General features: G+C 70.6%; 16 protein-coding genes, 1 rRNA gene and 1 riboswitch. Of the genes, 13 read left to right on the top strand and 4 right to left on the bottom strand.

Annotation, left to right across the window (positions count from 1 at the left end; all coding sequences use genetic code 11):
* From rrf to ACZ7MX_RS32215, 11 genes are all read left to right on the top strand, one after another.
* Nucleotides 1–85 (top strand): 5S ribosomal RNA (gene rrf / locus ACZ7MX_RS32265); the annotation flags it as partial.
* Between the two features lie 150 nt (nucleotides 86–235).
* Nucleotides 236–847 carry a CDP-alcohol phosphatidyltransferase family protein gene (locus tag ACZ7MX_RS32260; RefSeq protein WP_030815048.1) on the top strand — a complete coding sequence of 204 codons (612 nt, stop codon included), beginning with the start codon at nucleotides 236–238 and terminating at the stop codon, nucleotides 845–847.
* Between the two features lie 121 nt (nucleotides 848–968).
* Entirely contained in the window at nucleotides 969–3,464 is a 2,496-nt protein-coding gene (locus tag ACZ7MX_RS32255; protein ID WP_472137237.1) for a sugar phosphate nucleotidyltransferase, read from the top strand.
* Between the two features lie 75 nt (nucleotides 3,465–3,539).
* Nucleotides 3,540–4,472 (top strand): DUF881 domain-containing protein, encoded by a 933-nt coding sequence (locus tag ACZ7MX_RS32250; protein ID WP_472137235.1) that lies wholly within the window; start codon nucleotides 3,540–3,542, stop codon nucleotides 4,470–4,472.
* Nucleotides 4,469–4,801 (top strand): small basic family protein, encoded by a 333-nt coding sequence (locus tag ACZ7MX_RS32245; RefSeq protein ID WP_003984969.1) that lies wholly within the window; start codon nucleotides 4,469–4,471, stop codon nucleotides 4,799–4,801. The genes ACZ7MX_RS32250 and ACZ7MX_RS32245 overlap by 4 nt, the downstream gene beginning before the upstream one ends.
* 5 nt (nucleotides 4,802–4,806) lie before the next feature.
* A complete protein-coding gene (locus ACZ7MX_RS32240) occupies nucleotides 4,807–5,775 on the top strand; it encodes a DUF881 domain-containing protein (RefSeq protein ID WP_472137233.1) in 969 nt (322 codons plus the stop codon).
* Between the two features lie 118 nt (nucleotides 5,776–5,893).
* Nucleotides 5,894–6,742 (top strand): FHA domain-containing protein, encoded by an 849-nt coding sequence (locus ACZ7MX_RS32235; RefSeq protein ID WP_472137231.1) that lies wholly within the window; start codon nucleotides 5,894–5,896, stop codon nucleotides 6,740–6,742.
* Nucleotides 6,743–6,759: 17 nt separating this feature from the next.
* Complete coding sequence (ftsR, locus tag ACZ7MX_RS32230) at nucleotides 6,760–7,506, top strand: transcriptional regulator FtsR (RefSeq protein ID WP_472137229.1); 747 nt, start codon at nucleotides 6,760–6,762, stop codon at nucleotides 7,504–7,506.
* A 56-nt stretch (nucleotides 7,507–7,562) separates the two neighbouring features.
* Entirely contained in the window at nucleotides 7,563–8,036 is a 474-nt protein-coding gene (locus ACZ7MX_RS32225; RefSeq protein WP_006606439.1) for a bifunctional nuclease family protein, read from the top strand.
* Nucleotides 8,037–8,231: 195 nt separating this feature from the next.
* Nucleotides 8,232–8,837, top strand: coding sequence for a MerR family transcriptional regulator (locus tag ACZ7MX_RS32220; protein ID WP_472137227.1), 606 nt, complete (start codon nucleotides 8,232–8,234; stop codon nucleotides 8,835–8,837).
* 66 nt (nucleotides 8,838–8,903) lie between these two features.
* Nucleotides 8,904–10,367 carry a DNA polymerase IV gene (locus ACZ7MX_RS32215; protein ID WP_472137225.1) on the top strand — a complete coding sequence of 488 codons (1,464 nt, stop codon included), beginning with the start codon at nucleotides 8,904–8,906 and terminating at the stop codon, nucleotides 10,365–10,367.
* On the opposite strand, the gene ACZ7MX_RS32210 is transcribed toward ACZ7MX_RS32215, so the two are convergent.
* On the bottom strand, nucleotides 10,265–10,660 hold the full coding sequence (locus tag ACZ7MX_RS32210) for a PRC-barrel domain-containing protein (RefSeq protein ID WP_472137223.1): 396 nt from the start codon (nucleotides 10,658–10,660) through the stop codon (nucleotides 10,265–10,267). The genes ACZ7MX_RS32215 and ACZ7MX_RS32210 overlap by 103 nt on opposite strands.
* A gap of 114 nt (nucleotides 10,661–10,774) precedes the next feature.
* Nucleotides 10,775–10,872, top strand: a riboswitch (glycine riboswitch).
* Nucleotides 10,873–11,060: 188 nt separating this feature from the next.
* Between ACZ7MX_RS32210 and gcvP the strand changes: the two genes are divergently transcribed.
* Nucleotides 11,061–13,946 carry an aminomethyl-transferring glycine dehydrogenase gene (gene gcvP, locus ACZ7MX_RS32205; RefSeq protein WP_472137221.1) on the top strand — a complete coding sequence of 962 codons (2,886 nt, stop codon included), beginning with the start codon at nucleotides 11,061–11,063 and terminating at the stop codon, nucleotides 13,944–13,946.
* Between the two features lie 78 nt (nucleotides 13,947–14,024).
* Here gcvP and ACZ7MX_RS32200 read toward each other — a convergent pair whose 3' ends face one another.
* A complete protein-coding gene (locus ACZ7MX_RS32200; RefSeq protein ID WP_030416598.1) occupies nucleotides 14,025–14,219 on the bottom strand; it encodes a DUF5999 family protein in 195 nt (64 codons plus the stop codon).
* A 355-nt stretch (nucleotides 14,220–14,574) separates the two neighbouring features.
* Entirely contained in the window at nucleotides 14,575–15,165 is a 591-nt protein-coding gene (locus ACZ7MX_RS32195) for a hypothetical protein (protein WP_030416599.1), read from the bottom strand.
* Nucleotides 15,166–15,743: 578 nt separating this feature from the next.
* Between ACZ7MX_RS32195 and ACZ7MX_RS32190 the strand changes: the two genes are divergently transcribed.
* Nucleotides 15,744–17,297: a glutamate-cysteine ligase family protein gene (locus ACZ7MX_RS32190; RefSeq protein WP_472137218.1), complete on the top strand. Its 1,554-nt coding sequence runs from the start codon at nucleotides 15,744–15,746 to the stop codon at nucleotides 17,295–17,297.
* 45 nt (nucleotides 17,298–17,342) lie between these two features.
* Here ACZ7MX_RS32190 and ACZ7MX_RS32185 read toward each other — a convergent pair whose 3' ends face one another.
* The gene (locus tag ACZ7MX_RS32185) at nucleotides 17,343–19,130 is read right to left on the bottom strand and encodes a substrate-binding and VWA domain-containing protein (protein ID WP_472137216.1); all 1,788 of its coding nucleotides are present in this window, start codon (nucleotides 19,128–19,130) and stop codon (nucleotides 17,343–17,345) included.
* Nucleotides 19,131–19,267 lie beyond the last annotated feature (137 nt).

Genomic DNA, 19,267 nt, shown 5'->3' with positions numbered 1-19,267 from the left:
TTACATTTCGAACCCGGAAGCTAAGCCTTTCAGCGCCGATGGTACTGCAGGGGGGACCCTGTGGGAGAGTAGGACGCCGCCGAACAATCTTTGTGAAAAGCCCCGCGGGAGCCATTGGTTCCCGCGGGGCTTTTCTGCGTTGTCGATGATCTTGGGACCCGCGGCGCGGCCCGGCCGGGGGGACAGGTAAGGTCAAGGGGCATCGTTGGCACATTTCCCACAGGAGGCCCCCGCGGTGGAGGTCCAGGAGACGCGGGTCCAGACAGATCGCGTCCTCACCATCCCGAATATCCTGAGCATGGCTCGCCTCGTCGGCGTGCCCCTGTTCCTGTGGTTGATCCTGTGGCCTGAATTCGGGGGCCCCAAGGCGGCCGACGGCTGGGCGCTGGTGGTCCTCGCCCTGAGCGGCGTCAGCGACTATCTGGACGGCAAGCTGGCCCGGCGCTGGAACCAGATCAGCAGCCTGGGCCGCATCCTGGACCCGGCGGCCGACCGCCTGTACATCCTGTCCACGCTCGTGGGTCTGACGTGGCGCGACATCCTGCCGATCTGGCTCACCGCGGCCCTGCTGGCGCGGGAACTGATGCTCCTCATCGCGGTGGGAATCCTCGGGCGTCACGGATACGGCCCTCCCCAGGTGAACTTCCTGGGCAAAGCGGCTACGTTCAACTTGATGTATGCCTTCCCGTTGCTCTTGCTGAGCGACGGAGATGGCTGGCTTCACTCACTCGCCGCTGTTTTCGGATGGGCGTTCGCAGGATGGGGTACGGCGCTCTATTGGTGGGCAGGGATCCTCTACGTGGTCCAGGTCCGCCGGCTCATCAGGGCGGACGCCACCGCCGACTGAGCTCTTCGAACCGGCAGATAGTGCCAGGGCCCGGCGCCCGTAGGTAAGAACAGGAACAGCGGGCGCTCCGGGCGAGTGAAGTCGGCAAGACCGTCGTCTCTCAGAGGAGGACGCTTCCGACATGAAGGCCGTTGTGATGGCCGGCGGCGAAGGAACACGCCTTCGCCCCATGACGTCCAGCATGCCCAAGCCGCTGCTTCCTGTCGCCAACAGGCCGATCATGGAGCATGTACTGAGGCTGTTGAAACGGCACGGTCTCAACGAGACCGTGGTTACCGTGCAATTCCTCGCCTCGCTCGTCAAGAACTACTTCGGTGACGGCGAAGAGCTGGGAATGGAGCTCACCTATGCCAATGAGGAAAAGCCGCTCGGCACCGCCGGCAGTGTGAAGAACGCCGAGGAGGCCCTCAAGGACGACGCCTTCCTCGTCATCTCCGGTGATGCCCTCACCGACTTCGATCTCACCGATCTGATCCGGTTCCACAAGGAAAAGGGCGCGCTCGTCACGGTGTGCCTGACCCGGGTGCCCAATCCCCTCGAGTTCGGTATCACCATCGTCGACGAAGGCGGCCGGGTCGAGCGGTTCCTGGAAAAGCCGACCTGGGGCCAGGTCTTCTCGGACACCGTCAACACCGGTATTTACGTCATGGAGCCCGAGGTCTTCGACTACTTCGAGCCCGATGTGTCCGTCGACTGGTCCGGTGACGTCTTCCCGAAGCTGATGAAGGAAGGCAAGCCGATCTACGGCTATATCGCCGAGGGTTACTGGGAGGATGTCGGCACCCACGAGAGCTACGTCAAGGCCCAGGCCGATGTGCTCGAAGGCAAGGTCGATGTGGAAATCGACGGCTTCGAGATCTCGCCGGGCGTATGGGTGGCCGAGGGGGCCGAGGTGCACCCCGACGCCGTGTTGCGCGGTCCGCTGTACATCGGTGACTACGCCAAGGTCGAGGCCGGTGTGGAGATCCGCGAGCACACCGTCGTCGGCTCCAACGTCGTCGTCAAGAGCGGGGCGTTCCTGCACCGGGCCGTGGTGCACGACAACGTCTATCTCGGGCAGCAGAGCAATCTGCGCGGCTGCGTCATCGGCAAGAACACCGATGTCATGCGGGCCGCCCGGATCGAGGACGGCGCGGTCATCGGCGATGAATGCCTCGTCGGCGAGGAATCGATCGTCCAGGGCAATGTGCGGGTCTACCCCTTCAAGACCATCGAGGCCGGTGCCTTCGTCAACACCTCGGTGATCTGGGAATCGCGCGGCCAGGCGCATCTCTTCGGCGCGCGCGGCGTGACCGGGATCCTCAATGTGGAGATCACCCCGGAACTCGCCGTGCGGCTCGCCGGCGCGTACGCCACCACCTTGAAGAAGGGGTCCACGGTCACCACCGCCCGCGACCACTCACGTGGCGCCCGTGCCCTCAAGCGGGCGGTGATCTCGGCCCTGCAGGCCAGCGCCATCGACGTACGCGACCTGGAGAACGTCCCGCTGCCGGTCGCCCGCCAGCAGACCGCCCGCGGCAGCGCCGGCGGCATCATGATCCGTACGACGCCGGGCGTGCCCGACTCCGTCGACATCATGTTCTTCGACGAGCGGGGCGCCGACCTTTCGCAGGCCGGGCAGCGCAAGCTGGACCGGGTCTTCGCCCGGCAGGAGTACCGCCGTGCCTTCCCGGGCGAGATCGGCGACCTGGCGTTCCCGGCCAGCGTCTTCGACTCGTACACCGGCTCGCTGCTGCGGTCCCTGGACACCACGGGGATCGCCGAGTCGGGGCTGAAGGTCGTCGTGGACGCCTCCAACGGCAGTGCGGGTCTGGTCCTGCCCAGCCTGCTGGGCCGGCTCGGCGTCGACTCCCTGACCATCAACCCCGGTCTGAACGAGTCCCGGCCCACCGAGACCGCAGACGCCCGGCGCTCCGGTCTCGTCCGGCTCGGCGAGATCGTGGCCTCGGCGCGGGCCGCCTTCGGCGTGCGCTTCGACCCCGTCGGCGAGCGGCTCTCCCTCGTGGACGAACGCGGCCGGATCATCGAGGACGACCGCGCGCTGCTGGTCATGCTGGACCTGATCGCCGCCGAGCGGCGCAGCGGCCGGGTCGCGCTGCCGGTGACCACCACCCGGATCGCCGAGCAGGTGGCCGCCTACCACGGCACGCAGGTGGAGTGGACGACGACCTCGCCCGACGACCTGACCCGGGTGGGCCGGGAGGACGGCACGGTCTTCGGCGGCGACGGCATGGGCGGCTTCATCATCCCGGAGTTCAGCAGCGTCTTCGACGGCGCCGCCGCCTTCGTCCGGCTGATCGGCCTGGTGGCCCGCACCCAGCTCACGGTCAGCCAGATCGACGCACGGATCCCGCGGGCCCACGTCCTGCGCCGCGACGTGGCCACCCCCTGGGCGGTCAAGGGCCTGGTCATGCGGCATGTCGTCGAGGCGGCCGGTGACCGCGACGTGGACACCACCGACGGCGTCCGGGTCGTGGAGTCCGACGGCCGCTGGATCCTGGTCCTACCCGACCCGGCCGAGGCGGTCACGCACCTGTGGGCGGAAGGGCCGGACGACGCCTCCGCCCAGCAGCTGCTGGACGAGTGGTCGGCCGTTGTGGACAGCGCCGGACGCTGATCAGGACCCCACCGGCGTGCCGGGCATCGGCACGCCGGTGGGGCCATTGGGAGACTGCGGAGCCGACGTGCGACGATGTGCGGCATGTCGCAGCAGCGCCCCGATCGGAGCACACCGAACAGACCGGCCGCGCGCCCCGACGCGTCCATGTCGCTGCTGACCAACGTGATGGACCACAGCCTCGACGACGGGTACGCCGAGGCGGCCGCGCGCAAGTCCGAGGCCGGGGTGCGCGGTCTGCCGCGCACCCTGCGGGCGAAGTTGGGCCTCGCGGCCGGTCTGGTGCTGGCCGCGCTCGTGGTGACCGTCGGGGCGGCGCAGGCCCGGATATCGGCACCGACGCTCGCCAAGGAGCGTACGGAGCTGATCAACCGCATCCAGAAGGGCACCGGCGAGGCGGACCGGCAGCAGCAGCGGGTCGACGCGCTGCGGGACGACGTCAGCAGGATGCAGCGCGAGGCGCTGAAGCAGCAGGGTGGGGGCAAGGCCGAACTTCTCGCCCTGCTGGCCGGTTCGACGCAGGCCACCGGGCCGGGCGTGAAGCTCGTCGTGGATGACGCCAAGGGGGCCGAGTCCAGCGGCGGCGGGCCGCGGGAGAGCAGCGGTTTCTCGGACACCGGGCGGGTGCGGGACCGGGACCTGCAACGCGTCGTCAACGGCCTGTGGGCCTCGGGCGCGGAGGCCATCTCCGTCAATGGACAGCGGCTTACGTCACTCTCGGCGATCAGAGCCGCGGGAGACGCCATACTGGTCGACAACAAGCCACTGGTGCCGCCCTATACGGTGCTGGCGGTGGGGGACGGGCAGCGGCTGAGCACCGCGTTCCAGGACAGCGCCGACGGTCAGTACCTGCACATCCTGCAGGAGAACTACGGCGTCCGCGCCAGGATTTCCGCCGAGAGCGAGCTGACGCTGCCGCCCGCGCCCAGCTTGATCGTACGTACCGCAAAGCCGAAGGCCGGTGCCGCCAAGCCGGACGGCGCCGACACAGGGAAGGGCACATCGTGATCGCCGTACTGGGCCTCATCGTGGGAGTCGTGGTCGGGCTGGTGGTGCGGCCCGTGGTGCCGACGGTGGTCGAGCCCTACTTGCCGATCGCTGTCGTCGCCGCGCTGGACGCCGTGTTCGGCGGTCTGCGGGCCATGCTGGACGGGATCTTCGACGACAAGGTCTTCGTGGTCTCCTTCCTGTCGAACGTGGTCGTCGCGGCGCTGATCGTCTTCCTCGGGGACAAGCTGGGCGTCGGTGCCCAACTCTCCACCGGTGTCGTCGTCGTGCTCGGCATCCGCATCTTCTCCAACGCCGCGGCGATCCGCCGGCACGTCTTCCGGGCGTGAGGCGGATGGCAACGGACGAGACCCCGGAGCCGGAACAGCGGCCGGAGAGCCCGGAAGGGCCGGAGCAGACGCAGGAGCGCGGCGCGGCCGACCGGCAGCCGATGCCGCCGGAGAGCCGGAGCGCCCCTGAGCCGGCGAAACCCGCGGACGACGCGGAAAGCCAGGAACCGGACACGACTGGACAGAAGCCGGACAACGGGGCAGACTCCTCGGCCCCGGCGGCGGACACCGGCGACGGGGACGCGGAACGCCCGAAGACCGGTCGGGAGCGGCTGGTGGCGAGCCTGTGGCCGCCGCGGCTGACCCGGGCTCAACTGATCGTCGCCCTGCTGCTGTTCATTCTCGGCCTCGGCCTGGCGATTCAGGTACGTTCCACGAGTGACAGCAGTGCGCTGCGAGGTGCGCGTCAGGAGGACCTGGTGCGCATTCTGGACGAGCTGGACAACCGCTCCCAGCGGTTGACGGACGAACAGCGGCGCCTGGAAGGGCAGAAGACCGAGCTGGCGAACAGCTCGGACCAGGCCGAGGAGGCCCGTAAGCAGACCGTGGAGAAGGAACAGCAGCTGGGTGTGCTGGCCGGGACCGTCGCGGCGCAAGGGCCCGGCATCAACCTGACCATCGACGACCCGACGCACTCCGTGGAGGCGGACAAGCTGCTGGACACCATCCAGGAGCTGCGGGCCGCCGGCGCCGAGGCCATCCAGGTCAACGACGTCCGGGTCGTCGCGAACACCTCCCTCTCGGACGTCCGGGGCGGGGTGGAGATCGACGGCAGGCGCGTCACGCAGCCGTACCGCTTCAAGGTCATCGGCAAGCCGGAGGATCTGGAGCCGGCGCTGAACATCCCCGGCGGAGTGGTCCAGACACTGGAGAAGGAGCAGGCCAAGGTGTCTGTGACCCGTGAGGAGAAGATCATTGTGGACGCCTTGCGGGCGGCGAAGCGGCCTGACTACGCTCGGTCGTCATCGCAGTGAGGCGTACAGGTATGTCGAGTGCCCCAGGAGGGCATGAGGTAGCGGGGGGTCGACGCACCGTGCGTGTGGTGTGTGGTGGAAACTGTCTGGAGGCCACGGACGTTCACTGGATGTCCGGATGGGCCGGTGTGTGCATCGAGGGTTCGTCCTGCCCCACGGGCGGGTCTGTTTCGTTCAAGGGGAATCGCCCGTGAAGTTGTTTGGAAAGCTGTTCGGCAAGAGCGCGCGCCAGGAGGGCGGCAGCGGCTCCGCGCGGCATCGCGCTGCGGGCCGGGCCGACGAGAGCGGCGCGGCCGAGAACCGTCCCCTCTTCCGTGACGAGGTCGGCGGTCCGTCCGGGGGGCACGGCGCGGGTTCTGTTGACCCCTCCGGTGCCGCCCGCATAGGTTCCCAGGAACCATCAGCCGCACCCACGGGCGGAGGTCCGGCCTTGCCGGTTTGTACGAGGTGTGGGCACCGGAACGCCGAGGCGAGCCGGTTCTGCTCCAACTGCGGCGCGCCGCTGCGCCCGGGAGCCCAGCCCGAGCGGGCGTCCGAGACGACGTCGACGATCTCCATTTCGGGGCTCGAGGCCTACGACGCGGAGACGACGGGCCAGAACCTCTCGCCCGCGCTGTCCCCGGAGGCCCAGGCGGCCGTCGACGCCCTTCCGTTGGGTTCGGCGCTGCTCATCGTCCGCCGCGGTCCGAACTCCGGCAGCCGCTTCCTCCTGGACAGCGAGCTGACGACGGCGGGCCGCCATCCGCAGAGCGACATCTTCCTCGACGACGTGACGGTCTCGCGTCGCCACGTGGAATTCCGTCGCGGCCCGGACGGCCTCTTCACGGTCTCCGACGTCGGCAGCCTGAACGGCACCTACGTCAACCGTGAGCGCATCGACTCCGTCGCCCTCAACAACGGCGACGAGGTCCAGATCGGCAAGTACCGCCTGGTCTTCTACGCGAGCCAGCGAGGCGCCGGCATCTGACCGGCCAGGGAAGGCACATGCGCCATACACCGAAAGGCGGTGCCGGGCATTCCGGCACCGCCTCCTCGGCCGGCAAGCCGGTGAGCATCGGCACGGTGCTCAACCAGCTGCGCGAGGAGTTCCCCGAGGTCACCATCTCCAAGATCCGCTTCCTGGAGGCCGAGGGGCTGGTCGAACCGAAGCGCACGCCTTCCGGGTACCGGAAATTCACCCCGGCCGACGTGGAGCGGCTGGCGAGCGTCCTGCGGATGCAGCGCGACCACTATCTGCCGCTGAAGGTCATCCGCGAGCATCTGGACGCCATCGAGCGCGGTGAGCAGGTCACGCTGCCGGCGCCCGCCGCGCCGGCCCGCGATCTGATCGAGGGCGTCCCGGAAGCGGGCGAGGAAACCCCCACGGCCGCCCGGATCGGCCGGGCAGAGCTGCTGGCCGCCGCCGAGGTGGACGAGGCGGCGCTCGCCGACTGGGAGTCGTACGGACTCATCGTCCCCCATGCGGACGGCGGATACGACATCGAGGCCGTCACGGTCGCCAAACTTGTCGCCGACCTGGGCCGTTTCGGTCTCGAACCACGGCACCTTCGGGTCGTCAAGGCGGCCGCGGAGCGCGAGGCGGGCCTGGTCGAGCAGGTCGTTGCACCCCTTCGGCGGCACCGCAATCCGCAGACCAGGGCCCATGCCGAGGCCACCGCAAGGGAGCTCGCCACGCTCTCCGTACGGCTGCACGCGGCGCTGGTCCAGAGCGCGCTGCGGGGCCGGTCGTAGTGAGCAAAAGAGTGCCCGACTACCCAAACCTGCCGGGCACGTCCTAGGGTTGCTGTGTGAACGAGCTCGACGTCGTGGGTGTCCGGGTGGAAATGCCTTCCAGCCAACCGATCGTGCTCCTGCGGGAGGTGGGGGGCGACCGTTACCTGCCCATTTGGATCGGGCCGGGTGAGGCCACCGCCATCGCCTTCGCCCAGCAGGGCATGGTCCCCGCAAGGCCGCTGACGCACGACCTTTTCAAGGACGTGCTGGAGGCGGTGGGGCAGGAGCTGACGCAGGTGCGCATCACCGACCTGCGCGAGGGGGTCTTCTATGCGGAACTGGTCTTCGCCAGCGGGGTGGAGGTCAGTGCCCGTCCGTCCGACGCGATAGCGCTGGCGCTGCGCACCGGAACGCCGATCTTCGGCACCGACGGTGTGCTGGACGACGCGGGGATCGCGATCCCGGACGAGCAGGAGGACGAGGTGGAGAAGTTCCGCGAGTTCCTCGACCAGATCTCGCCCGAGGACTTCGGGACCAACAGCCAGTAGCCGGTGGGGCCGGACGGGCGAAGGGTCTGATTCCGGCCAAACTATTTAGCCATTCCCCGCGCGAGGTCACGAGAAACCACTCGTAGGGTGATTATCACTCGGCGTGGCGAGCGCGGCGATCGTTGACGCACCCCGAGTGACTGCATACCGTCGATATGGCAGGTCCCGTCCGGGACGTGGAGGACGGAGGGCGGCGTGGCAATCACCGGCGACGGTATGGCGGCGGAAGGGGCGTTGCCGCTCCACGTGGGCGCAACGGCGAACCGCGCCCCGGCACCGGCCGCGGCGGTGTCGGGGGACTGCGAGGCGCAGAACATCGGCTATCGCGGCCCGACCGCATGCGCGGCAGCGGGCATCACCTACCGGCAGCTCGACTACTGGGCGCGCACCGGCCTGGTGGAGCCGAGCATCCGGCCCGCGTACGGCTCCGGCACCCAGCGGCTCTACAGCTTCCGGGACGTCGTCGTCCTGAAGATCGTCAAGCGGCTGCTGGACACCGGGGTCTCGCTGCAGAACATCCGCACCGCCGTCCAGCACCTGCGCGCGCGGGGGCTGGCGGACCTGACGCGGATGACGCTGATGAGCGACGGCGCGACGGTCTACGAGTGCACCTCGCCCGACCAGGTCGTGGATCTGCTCCAGGGCGGCCAGGGCGTCTTCGGGATCGCCGTGGGCGTGGTGTGGCGGGACGTGGAGGGCGCCCTGTCGCAGCTGCACGGGGAGCGCGTGGACACCGGCGAGACGCTGATCGGGAAGAACCCGCACGACGAGCTGGCGCGGCGGCGCCACCGGGCCGGCTGAGCCGCGCACCCGGGCCCCGGCCCGGTGGCGGGTCGATTGTCAGTGCCATGCGGCAGCATCGGACATGTGAGACCCGCGCCGACGATCCTGCATCTGGACATGGATGCGTTCTACGCCTCTGCTGAGCAGGCGGCGAAGCCGAGCCTGCGCGGGAAACCGGTGGTGGTCGGCGGGATCGGGCCGCGTGGCGTCGTCGCCACGGCGTCGTACGAGGCCCGGGTCTTCGGGGTGCGCTCGGCGATGCCGACGGCCCAGGCGCGCCGGCTGTGCCCCAACGCCGCATATCTCAGTCCGCGTTTCACCTTGTACCGCCAGGTGAGTGAAACGGTCATGGGGCTGCTGCACGCGCTGTCGCCGCTGGTGGAGCCGCTGAGCCTGGACGAGGCGTTCGTGGACCTGGAGGCGGGCGGGGTGGCCCCGGAGACGGCCGCGGTACGGGCCGTGGGGGAGCAGCTGCGGCGCGACATCCGGGCGGCGACCGGCCTGACCGGCTCGGTGGGGCTGGCCGGCGCCAAGATGCTGGCGAAGATCGCGTCCGAGCAGGCCAAGCCGGACGGCCTGGTGGTCATTCCGCCCGGCACCGAGCGGGAGCTGCTGGGCCCGATGTCGGTCCGCATGCTGCCCGGGGTGGGGCCCGCGACGGCCGAGACGCTGCGCCGCGCCGGGATCCACACGGTCGTGGAGACCGCGGAGGCCGGCGAGGCGGAGCTGGTACGGCTCCTGGGGAAGGCGCACGGCGCCGGGCTCTACGCGATGGCCCTGGGGCAGGACGACCGTCCCGTGGTGGCCGAGCGCGACGCCAAGTCCATCTCCGTCGAGGACACCTTCGAGGTCGACCTGACCGACCGGACGCGGGTGCGGACGGAGGTGCTGCGGCTGGCCGACCGCTGCGTCCAGCGGCTGCGGGCGGCAGGGCGCTCCGGGCGCACGGTGGTGATCAAGGTGCGCAATTACGACTTCTCGACGCTGACCCGTTCCGAGACCCTGCGCGGGCCCACCGACGACCCCGCGGTCATCCGGGAGGCCGCGGTGCGGCTGCTGGAGCTGGTGGACACCACCGGCGGGGTCCGGCTGCTGGGGGTGGGGGTCAGCGGGCTGGCCGACTTCACGCAGGAGGACCTCTTCGCCCAGCTGACGACGGAGCGCGAGGCCGAGGAGCTGGCGCGGGCCGCGGAGGAGCGGGCCGGGGCGGAGCCGGCCGAGGAGGCGCCCGAGGAGGAGCGGCCGCGCCGCTGGCATCCGGGCCTGGACGTGGTCCACGACGAGTACGGCGCGGGGTGGGTACAGGGCAGCGGGCTGGGGAGAGTGACCGTCCGCTTCGAGACGCCGTGGTCCGCACCGGGGAGGGTGCGGACCTTTGCCGTCGAGGACCCGGCGCTACGGCCGGGGGAGCCCCTGCCGCTGGTGGGCGGGGGGCCTGCGGCGGATCAGTCCTCCGATCCGGCGATCGTGCCGAAGTCCGTGTCGGAGGCGCCCGAATTGCCGGGGGACACCGCGTCGGGGTCGGGGGAGGAGATATCCAGGCGGTAGTGGTGGTAGAGCTGAAGCTCCTGCTCAGGGGAGAGGTGGCGGCCCACACCGAAGTCCGGGGCGTTCTTGATCAGCTTGCGGTCGTACGGGATGTGCAGGTTCTCGCCGACCATTTTGCTGGGTTCCAGGGGGACGAACGCGTCCCGGCTGAAGAGCCCGGTGCGTACGGCCGCCCACTCCGGTTCCCCCGTCGCGTCGTCCAGATAGACCTCGTCGATGGTGCCTATCTTCGCGCCGTTACGGTCGAACGCTTTGCGGCCGATCAGGCTCCGGGGATCGATATCGGTTTGCACGGCCCCTCCAATTGGTCGCAACTGCCCTGTGACAACTACCAAACGGCACATTTCATGCCCCGGCCACTCGAAGGATCCTTCGAGTGGCGCGCTGGTAGGCTGGCGAATGGCCGCAGAACCCGTGCGGGAGAGTCCTTTGTCGTTCGCGACGAGGGCGCCGAAGGAGCAAATCCTCCCCGGAATCTCTCAGGCACACGTACCGCACGGACGAGGTCACTCTGGAAAGCAGGGCGGGCCGCGGAAGGCACAGCTCCGGGACCCCTCCTCACCGACGGTGAAAGCCGGGCCGCCGTGCGCGGGCCGGTGAAGCTCTCAGGTTGAGATGACAGAGGGGGAGGCCGTCCGGGCACCCGCGCCGTGGTGCCCCTCGTAGGTCGTACCGACCAGGAGGCCCCCGCAGATGACCACCAACCGCATCTCCTTGACCGAGCTGGAGCGCGGCACCCCCTTCGAGCACCGGCACATCGGCCCCGACCACGAGGCGCAGGCCAAGATGCTGGCGCACCTCGGTTTCGGGTCGCTGGACGAGCTCACCGACGCCGCCGTACCCGACGTGATCAAGAGCGCGGAGGCGCTCGGCCTGCCGCAGGCCCGTACCGAGGCCGAGGTCCTCCAGGAGCTGCGCGGCCTCGCGGACCGCAACCAGGTGCTGGCCTCCATGATCGGCCTGGGCTACTACGGCACGTTCACCCCGCCGGTGATCCTCCGCAACGTCATGGAGAACCCCGCCTGGTACACGGCCTACACGCCCTACCAGCCGGAGATCTCGCAGGGCCGCCTGGAGGCGCTGCTGAACTTCCAGACGATGGTCGCCGACCTGACCGGACTGCCCACCTCCGGCGCGTCCCTGCTGGACGAGGGCACCGCGGCGGCCGAGGCGATGGCGCTCTCCCGCCGCGTCGGCAAGGTCAAGCAGGGTGTCTTCCTCGTTGACGCCGACTGCCTGCCGCAGACCATCGCCGTGATCGAGACCCGCGCCGAGCCGACCGGCGTCGAGGTCGTCGTCGCCGACCTCTCCGACGGCATCCCCGCCGAGATCGCCGAGCGCGGCGTCTTCGGCGTCCTGCTGCAGTACCCGGGCGCCTCCGGTGCCGTCCGGGACCCGCGCGCCCTGATCGAGCGCGCCCACGAGCTCGGCGCGGTCGTCACCGTCGCCGCCGACCTGCTCGCGCTGACCCTGCTGACCTCGCCGGGCGAGCTCGGCGCGGACATCGCGGTCGGCACCACCCAGCGCTTCGGTGTCCCGATGGGCTTCGGCGGGCCGCACGCCGGCTTCATGGCGGTGCGCGAGCAGTTTGCGCGCAGCCTCCCCGGCCGCCTCGTGGGCGTCTCCGTGGACGCCGACGGCCACCGGGCCTACCGGCTCGCGCTGCAGACCCGTGAGCAGCACATCCGCCGTGAGAAGGCCACCAGCAACATCTGCACCGCACAGGTGCTGCTCGCCGTCATGGCCGGTATGTACGCCGTCTACCACGGCCCCGAGGGCCTGCGCACCATCGCCCGGCGCACCCACCGCTACGCGGCGATCCTCGCCGAGGGCCTGCGGGCCGGCGGTGTGGAGCTGGTCCACGGTGCGTACTTCGACACGCTGACCGCGCGGGTGCCCGGCCGGGCCGCCGAGGTCGTCGCCGCCGCCCGCGAGGCCGGCATCAACCTCCGCCAGGTCGACGCGGACCTGGTCGGCATCGCCTGCGACGAGACCACCGGCCGCGCCCAGCTGACCGGGGTCTGGGCCGCCTTCGGCGTGCAGGCCGACATCGACAAGCTCGACGCGGCCACCGACGAAACGCTCCCGCAGACGCTGCTGCGCACCGACGACTACCTCACCCACCCGGTCTTCCACGAGCACCGCTCCGAGACCGCGATGCTGCGCTACCTGCGCACCCTCGCGGACAAGGACTACGCGCTGGACCGCGGCATGATCCCGCTCGGCTCCTGCACGATGAAGCTGAACGCCACCACCGAGATGGAGCCGGTCACCTGGCCCGCGTTCGGCCAGCTGCACCCCTTCGCGCCGGCCGACCAGGCCCAGGGCTACCTCACGCTGATCCAGGAGCTGGAGGAGCGCCTCGCCACCGTCACCGGCTACGACAAGGTCTCCCTCCAGCCCAACGCCGGCTCCCAGGGCGAGCTGGCCGGCCTGCTGGCCGTCCGCGCCTACCACCGCGCCAACGGGGACGAGCAGCGCACGGTCTGCCTGATCCCGTCCTCCGCGCACGGCACCAACGCCGCCAGCGCCGTGATGGCCGGCATGAAGGTCGTCGTCGTCAAGACCGGCGAGGACGGCGAGGTCGACGCCGACGACCTGCACGCCAAGATCGAGAAGCACCGTGACGAGCTCGCGGTCCTGATGGTGACCTACCCCTCCACCCACGGCGTGTTCGAGGAGCACATCACCCAGATCTGCGCCGCGGTGCACGACGCCGGCGGCCAGGTCTACGTCGACGGTGCCAACCTGAACGCGCTGGTCGGCCTGGCCGAGCCGGGCAAGTTCGGCGGCGACGTCTCGCACCTCAACCTGCACAAGACCTTCTGCATCCCGCACGGCGGCGGCGGCCCCGGCGTCGGCCCGGTCGCCGTCCGCGCCCACCTGGCGCCGTACCTCCCCAACCACCCGCTGCAGCCCACCGCGGGTCCGGAGACCGGCGTCGGACCGATCTCGGCGGCCCCCTGGGGCTCCGCGGGCATCCTGCCGATCTCCTGGGCGTACGTCCGCCTGATGGGCGGCGAGGGTCTCAAGCGCGCCACCCAGGTCGCGGTCCTCAGCGCCAACTACGTCGCCAAGCGCCTGGAGCCGCACTACCCCGTGCTCTACAACGGCCCCGGCGGCCTGGTGGCGCACGAGTGCATCATCGATGTCCGGCCGCTGACCAAGGCGACCGGCGTGAGCATCGACGACGTCGCCAAGCGGCTGATCGACTACGGCTTCCACGCGCCGACGATGTCCTTCCCCGTGGCCGGCACGCTCATGATCGAGCCGACCGAGAGCGAGGACCTCGCCGAGCTGGACCGGTTCTGCGACGCGATGATCGCCATCCGCGCGGAGATCGAGAAGGTCGGCACGGGGGAGTGGGACAAGGACGACAACCCGCTGCGCAACGCCCCGCACACCGCGGGCGCGCTGAGCGGCGAGTGGACCCACCCGTACTCCCGCGAGGAGGCCGTCTTCCCGGGCGGTGTCGTGGCGGCCGAGAAGTACTGGCCGCCGGTGCGGCGCATCGACGGCGCCTTCGGTGACCGCAACCTCGTCTGCTCCTGCCCGCCGCTGGACGCGTACGACGCCTGAGCCGTTCCACGGCAGCAGCAAGGGCCCTCGGCAGGTGTTCTGCCGGGGGCCCTGGTGGTTCTTACCGGGTGCGCGGGGTCAGGCCGCCGCGGTGACCCGGGCCCGGTGCGGGGCGATGACCTGCCCGTCCGGCAGCAGCTCACCGGTGTCCTCGAAGAGCAGGACGCCGTTGCAGAGCAGGCTCCAGCCCTGCTCCGGGTGGTGTGCCACAAGGTGTGCGGCCTCCCGGTCGGTGGAATCCGCTGACGGGCAAGGTGGTTGGTGCTGACACATGGAAGTTGTCTTTCGCTGCGGTGTGGTGAACGTCGTCGTGCGGCTCGATGAGCTCGATGAGATGGCCATGGCCGCTCCCCCGTTTCTTCGGTCGGTCCCAGTGTTGCCCTACGGAAGGGATTCCGCAGGGATTTCGCAGCAGCGGTACTCACTCGATATCGACGCGTCACCCGTGCGGGCGGTTGCTCCCAAGTGCTCTCCTCTCCAAGGGGGTTGGGAGTGGTACCCGCGGGCTAGGCCGCGCGGGTGAGCACGGCAGCGCGCCCCGTGGCCGGAAAGGGCCACGGGGCACGTTCGTCCAGGGGCGTGGTGCGCCGGTGCGCGGGTACCCGGAAGGACGCCGCCGGCTTGCGGCTCAGGCCGGTTCGCGCAGTTCCAGGGGCGCGGAGGCCAGACGCAGGGTGAGCCGGGGGAGCAGGTCGGCGACGTGGTGCGGGCGGTGGGCGGCGATGCCGGGCGGGGCGGGCGCCAGCGGCACCAGCAGGTCACCGGCCGCCGGCAGCCCCTCGGCCCCGTCGGAGGAGAGGTCGTGGTGCAGCCACAGGGTGAGCATGTACAGCTCCGGTACGGACAGCAGCCGGGGCTGGTAGGGCGTGGTGAGCGCCTCGGACTGCGCCAGCGCCCGTTCGGTCGAGGCGACGTAGGGGCCGCCGCAGAACCGCCCGAACGTCCAGCCGTCCGCGGTGAGCACCGCCTCGGCGGTCGCCACGGCCCGTTCGCCGCCGCGGACCAGGAACTGCCAGCCGGCCAGCCGGGTGTGCGGCGTGCCGTCGGCCCGGCTGACGTCGTCCCAGACGTGCAGCGGCAGCGGGTGGTCGGGGCTGAGCGGGCCCTGATGGGCGCGCAGGGCGGGGACGGGGGCCTCGCGGACGGCGGTGGGCGAGCCGAGGGCGGTCAGGATGCTGCGCAGGGCGGGCGCGGGGGCAGGGGCAACGTGCAGCGGCATGGTGGGTCGCCTCTCACTTCGGAGACACGGTGGAGCGCGGCAGGTGCAAACGGCGCTGTTTGCGTGCGGGGTCAGAGCGTGGCCGGCCGGGGCTGCGTCCCGGCGTGGGGAGTCAGGGCCCGTCGTCGAACCACGGCACGGGTGGGAACACCGCGACACGGGGCGCCAAGTCTCTGCCTCGTAAGCGGAGTTTATACGACGTATGTTCTGAAAGTGTTTCGGCTACTGGCCTTGCGGATTTCCGGCAAGGCGGAATCCGGACCGGTCGGCGAGGTGATTTACTCCAATTTGTACGGAGCCTTTGTCGCGCCACCTCGCATTACCTCGCCGATGCGGTAGGCCGGATCTCGTCGGTGAATCTCACGAGCGAAATGCGGACGGCGATCGCCGCGGAGATATGCCCGTGGAAGATGCCGGACGGCGCACCACTTCGAGCCTATCGGCACTAGGCCGCCCCGGAGGCGTTATCGATCAGATTGCCGGGGCATCATCGACCGTAGCGCGAGCCCCGGTGTGCCCGGGTTCGCCCCCAAGCGGCCCGTGGCCGCGGGCCGTTCACTGGAGGAGGGACCCTTTCGATGGGGGAGAAGGTCGCCGCGGGCGGGATCGACCTGGCGGACCGGGAGCGTTATCGAAGAAAGCTACACGACTGTCTCGAAGGATTGCACAGGCTCCTGGTGGAGAAGCGGTTCGACCGGCCCCGGAATCTCATGGGCCTGGAGATCGAGCTCAATCTCGCCGGCGCCGACGGGCGGCCCCGCATGCTGAACTCCCAGGTTCTCGAACGGATCGCCAGCCAGGATTTCCAGACCGAACTCGCCCAGTGCAATCTGGAAGTCAATATCCTCCCGCACCGGCTCTCCGGCCGCGTCCTGGACCAACTCGCCGAGGAACTCCGCACGGGCCTGTGCTACGCCGAAAGAAAGGCCCGCGAAGTCGCCGCCGGGATCGTGATGATCGGCATTCTGCCCACCCTGGACGCCACCGACCTGACCGTCGCCAGCCTCTCCGAGAACGACCGCTACGTCCTGCTCAACGACCAGATGCGGGCGGCCCGCGGCGAGGACTTCGTCCTCGACATCCAGGGCGTCGAGCACCTGGTGGCGCGCTCCCCCTCGATCGCGCCGGAGGCCGCCTGCACCTCCGTCCAGCTGCACCTCCAGGTGACCCCGGGCCGCTTCGCCGCCGTATGGAACGCGGCCCAGGCCATTGCCGCCGCACAGATCGCGGTCGGCGCCAACTCGCCCTTCCTCTTCGGCCGTGAACTGTGGCGGGAATCGCGGCCGCCGGTCTTCCAGCAGGCCACCGACACCCGCGCACCGGAACTACAGGCACAGGGCGTACGCCCGCGCACATGGTTCGGCGAACGCTGGGTCGAGTCCGCATACGACCTCTTCGAGGAGAACCTGCGCTACTTCCCGCCCCTGCTCCCGGTGTGCGGACCGCAGGAGCCGCTGCGGGTCCTGGCCGAGGGCGGCGTGCCCGACCTGGCCGAACTGGTGCTGCACAACGGCACGATCTACCGCTGGAACCGCCCCGTCTACGCGGTCGCCGACGGTGTCGCCCACCTCAGGGTCGAGAACCGGGTGCTGCCGGCCGGCCCCACCGTCGCCGACACCATCGCCAACACCGCGTTCTACTACGGCCTGGTGCGCGCCCTGGCCGAGGAGCCGCGCCCCATCTGGTCCCGCCTCCCGTTCGCCGCCGCGGCCGGCAACTTCGACACCGCCTGCCGGTACGGCATCGACGCCACCCTGCAATGGCCCCGCCCCGGCCGGACCAACACCCTCGCCGACATCCCGGCCGTACGGCTGGTACGCCAGGAACTGCTGCCGCTGGCGGCCCGCGGACTGGACGCCTGGGGGGTGGAGCCGGCCGACCGCGACCACTATCTGGCCATCATCGAGGAGCGCTGCCGGCGGCGGGTCAACGGCGCCTCCTGGCAGGCCGCGGCCTACCACCACGCCCGCCGGCAGGGTCTGGACCGGGACGCCGCACTCGCCGCGATGACCCGGCGCTACAGCGAACTGATGCACACCGGGCAGCCGGTGCACACCTGGCCGGTCGCCTGGCCGCTCGGCGCCCGCACCGCGGTGCCGGGTCCCCGCCAGGCGGCGACCGAGGGGGCGTAGCCGCGACCGGGGGCCGGGCCAGGGGAGTCCTGTGGCACGCTGGGTTCAGCGCGGCGACTTGCTGCCCGCCGCCATGATGGCCTTGAGGATCACCTGGTGGATCTGCGACGGATCGTCCACCCGGTGGGCCGAGCCACCCGTGGGCGCCACGACCCGGTCCAGCGCCGATGCGTCGGCCTGCGGACCGATCGCGACGGCGATCAGCGGCACCGGACGCCCCGGATCCGACAGCTTCCCCAGCTTGGTGACCAGGGCATCGAGCCCGATGCTGCTCGCGTCGTCATTCGCGCCGTCGGTGACGAGCACCACCGCGTTGAACTTCCCGCTCGCGTACGTGCGGCGGGCCTCCTCGTAGGCGGCGAGGACGGTGTCGTACAGGCCGGTGGCGCCGTGGGGCACCGGGGCCAGCGAGCCGAACGCGGCGGCGAGCGCGTCACGGTGGGTGCCGTCGCCGCCCTCCGGGTCGCCGAGGCGACCGGTCGGGGACAGCTCCTGGTAGTCCTTCTCGCCGTCCAGGTGGGTGGCGAACCTCCACAGCCCGATTTCGTCCTCGGGCGTGAACGTGGCCAGCGCCTGGAGGAGCGAATTCCGGGCGAGGTCCATCCGGGTCCGGCCACCCCGCCCCGGCACCGGGTTGCCCATCGACGCCGAGGCGTCCACCACGGTGGAGATCCGGGCGCTCTGCACCGTGATCGTCCACATGCCCAACAGGGCCTGGAGCTGCTTGGCCGTCGGAGAGTCGGCCGGTGCGGCGTGGTACGGCTGCGGATCGCGCCCGCCGGCCGCCGCCACCACCTCGGCGTCCGCCGGGCCGTCCCCGGTCCGGAAGCCGTGCTCGTGCAGCGCGCGCTGCCCGCCGGGCTCGCCCAGCAGCGTCATGAAGCGGCTGGCGGCCCGCGACTGCTCCGGGCTCATCTCGTCCTCGTCGACCAGGGCGAACGGGTAGTCGAGCCGGGCCGTGCCGTCCTCCGGGTAGAAGAGATCGAGGTCCGGGCCGCCGCCCGAACTCTTGTTGTGGGCGAACGCGGCCTGTTCGGACAGCATCAGCGCCTGATTGCGGCGCGGATTTCCCTGCTCGGCACCGGAGTCGTCGCGCGGCAACGTGGCCATGAGCTGGTCGTCGCCGTCCGCGACCCGCTGATAGAGGAGCTTGGCGGTGGCCGCCGTACGGGTGTCGGCCTCGTCCCCGTCCTCGGCGTCCTCGGTGTTGGCGGCGCTGATACGGGACAGGGCGAGCAGCCCGGTGGCGCTGCGGGTGGGATCGGCGACACCCAGGCGCAGATCACCACCCGAGGTCGCGCTCCGGGTGAGACCGGCCCAGGTGTAGCGCTTGTTCGGCCAGCCCAGGGACTTGGCCGCCTTCGGGACGGCACCCAGCGCCAGGGGTGACGAGGCGATGGTGCCGGCGGCCGTCAGCGGAGTACCGCTCTCCGCCTCGACCCGGTCCACCCACAGGCGCGAATCCGGTATCCAGACCTGGAACTCCGGGTCCGCGGGCCGCTGTCCGAAGGAGTCGGCGAGTTCGTGGGAGGGCCGCGCGACGACCCGGACGTCGAGACACCTGCCGTCGGTACGCGTCGCCTTCTCGCGGGCCGTATCGGCCACCGCCTCGACGGCCGGCGCAATATCGGGCGAGGCCGCGACGGTGAGCCGCACCGGCGGACCGTCGCACCGCCCACCGAAGGGCAGCAGGCCGCTGCGCAGCGCCACTACGGAACCGGCGGCGACCACCAGGACGAGGCCGGTGGACAGGACGATGGTGCGGCGCCGGGGTCCGGGGCGGGCCCCCGTGGACTGCGCTGTGGGGCCGTCGGGCAAGCTGTGTCGTCCCATTGCGGTAGCGCCTCTCCTTCTCGGAGCTCGATCGGGAATCGATGGGGGAGGAGGGAATGCGCCACGTGGATGGCGCCCGTCCCCGGCCTGTCGCGCGCGATCTTCGTACCTGCTGTCGAGACCCTAGCGGGGCGGTG

Source organism: Streptomyces sp. NPDC107765 (assembly GCF_055657085.1).
This window is presented reverse-complemented; position numbering and strand designations above follow the sequence as displayed.

What these genes read in the sequence shown, in the direction of transcription:
- ACZ7MX_RS32255 (WP_472137237.1), top strand. Translation starts at nt 969, where the DNA reads ATGAAGGCCGTTGTGATGGCCGGCGGCGAAGGAACACGCCTTCGCCCC.
- ACZ7MX_RS32250 (WP_472137235.1), top strand. Translation starts at nt 3,540, where the DNA reads ATGTGCGGCATGTCGCAGCAGCGCCCCGATCGGAGCACACCGAACAGA.
- ACZ7MX_RS32185 (WP_472137216.1), bottom strand. Translation starts at nt 19,130, where the DNA reads ATGGGACGACACAGCTTGCCCGACGGCCCCACAGCGCAGTCCACGGGG.
- ACZ7MX_RS32195 (WP_030416599.1), bottom strand. Translation starts at nt 15,165, where the DNA reads ATGCCGCTGCACGTTGCCCCTGCCCCCGCGCCCGCCCTGCGCAGCATC.
- ACZ7MX_RS32240 (WP_472137233.1), top strand. Translation starts at nt 4,807, where the DNA reads ATGGCAACGGACGAGACCCCGGAGCCGGAACAGCGGCCGGAGAGCCCG.
- gcvP (WP_472137221.1), top strand. Translation starts at nt 11,061, where the DNA reads ATGACCACCAACCGCATCTCCTTGACCGAGCTGGAGCGCGGCACCCCC.
- ACZ7MX_RS32200 (WP_030416598.1), bottom strand. Translation starts at nt 14,219, where the DNA reads ATGTGTCAGCACCAACCACCTTGCCCGTCAGCGGATTCCACCGACCGG.
- ACZ7MX_RS32190 (WP_472137218.1), top strand. Translation starts at nt 15,744, where the DNA reads ATGGGGGAGAAGGTCGCCGCGGGCGGGATCGACCTGGCGGACCGGGAG.
- ftsR (WP_472137229.1), top strand. Translation starts at nt 6,760, where the DNA reads ATGCGCCATACACCGAAAGGCGGTGCCGGGCATTCCGGCACCGCCTCC.
- ACZ7MX_RS32235 (WP_472137231.1), top strand. Translation starts at nt 5,894, where the DNA reads ATGGGCCGGTGTGTGCATCGAGGGTTCGTCCTGCCCCACGGGCGGGTC.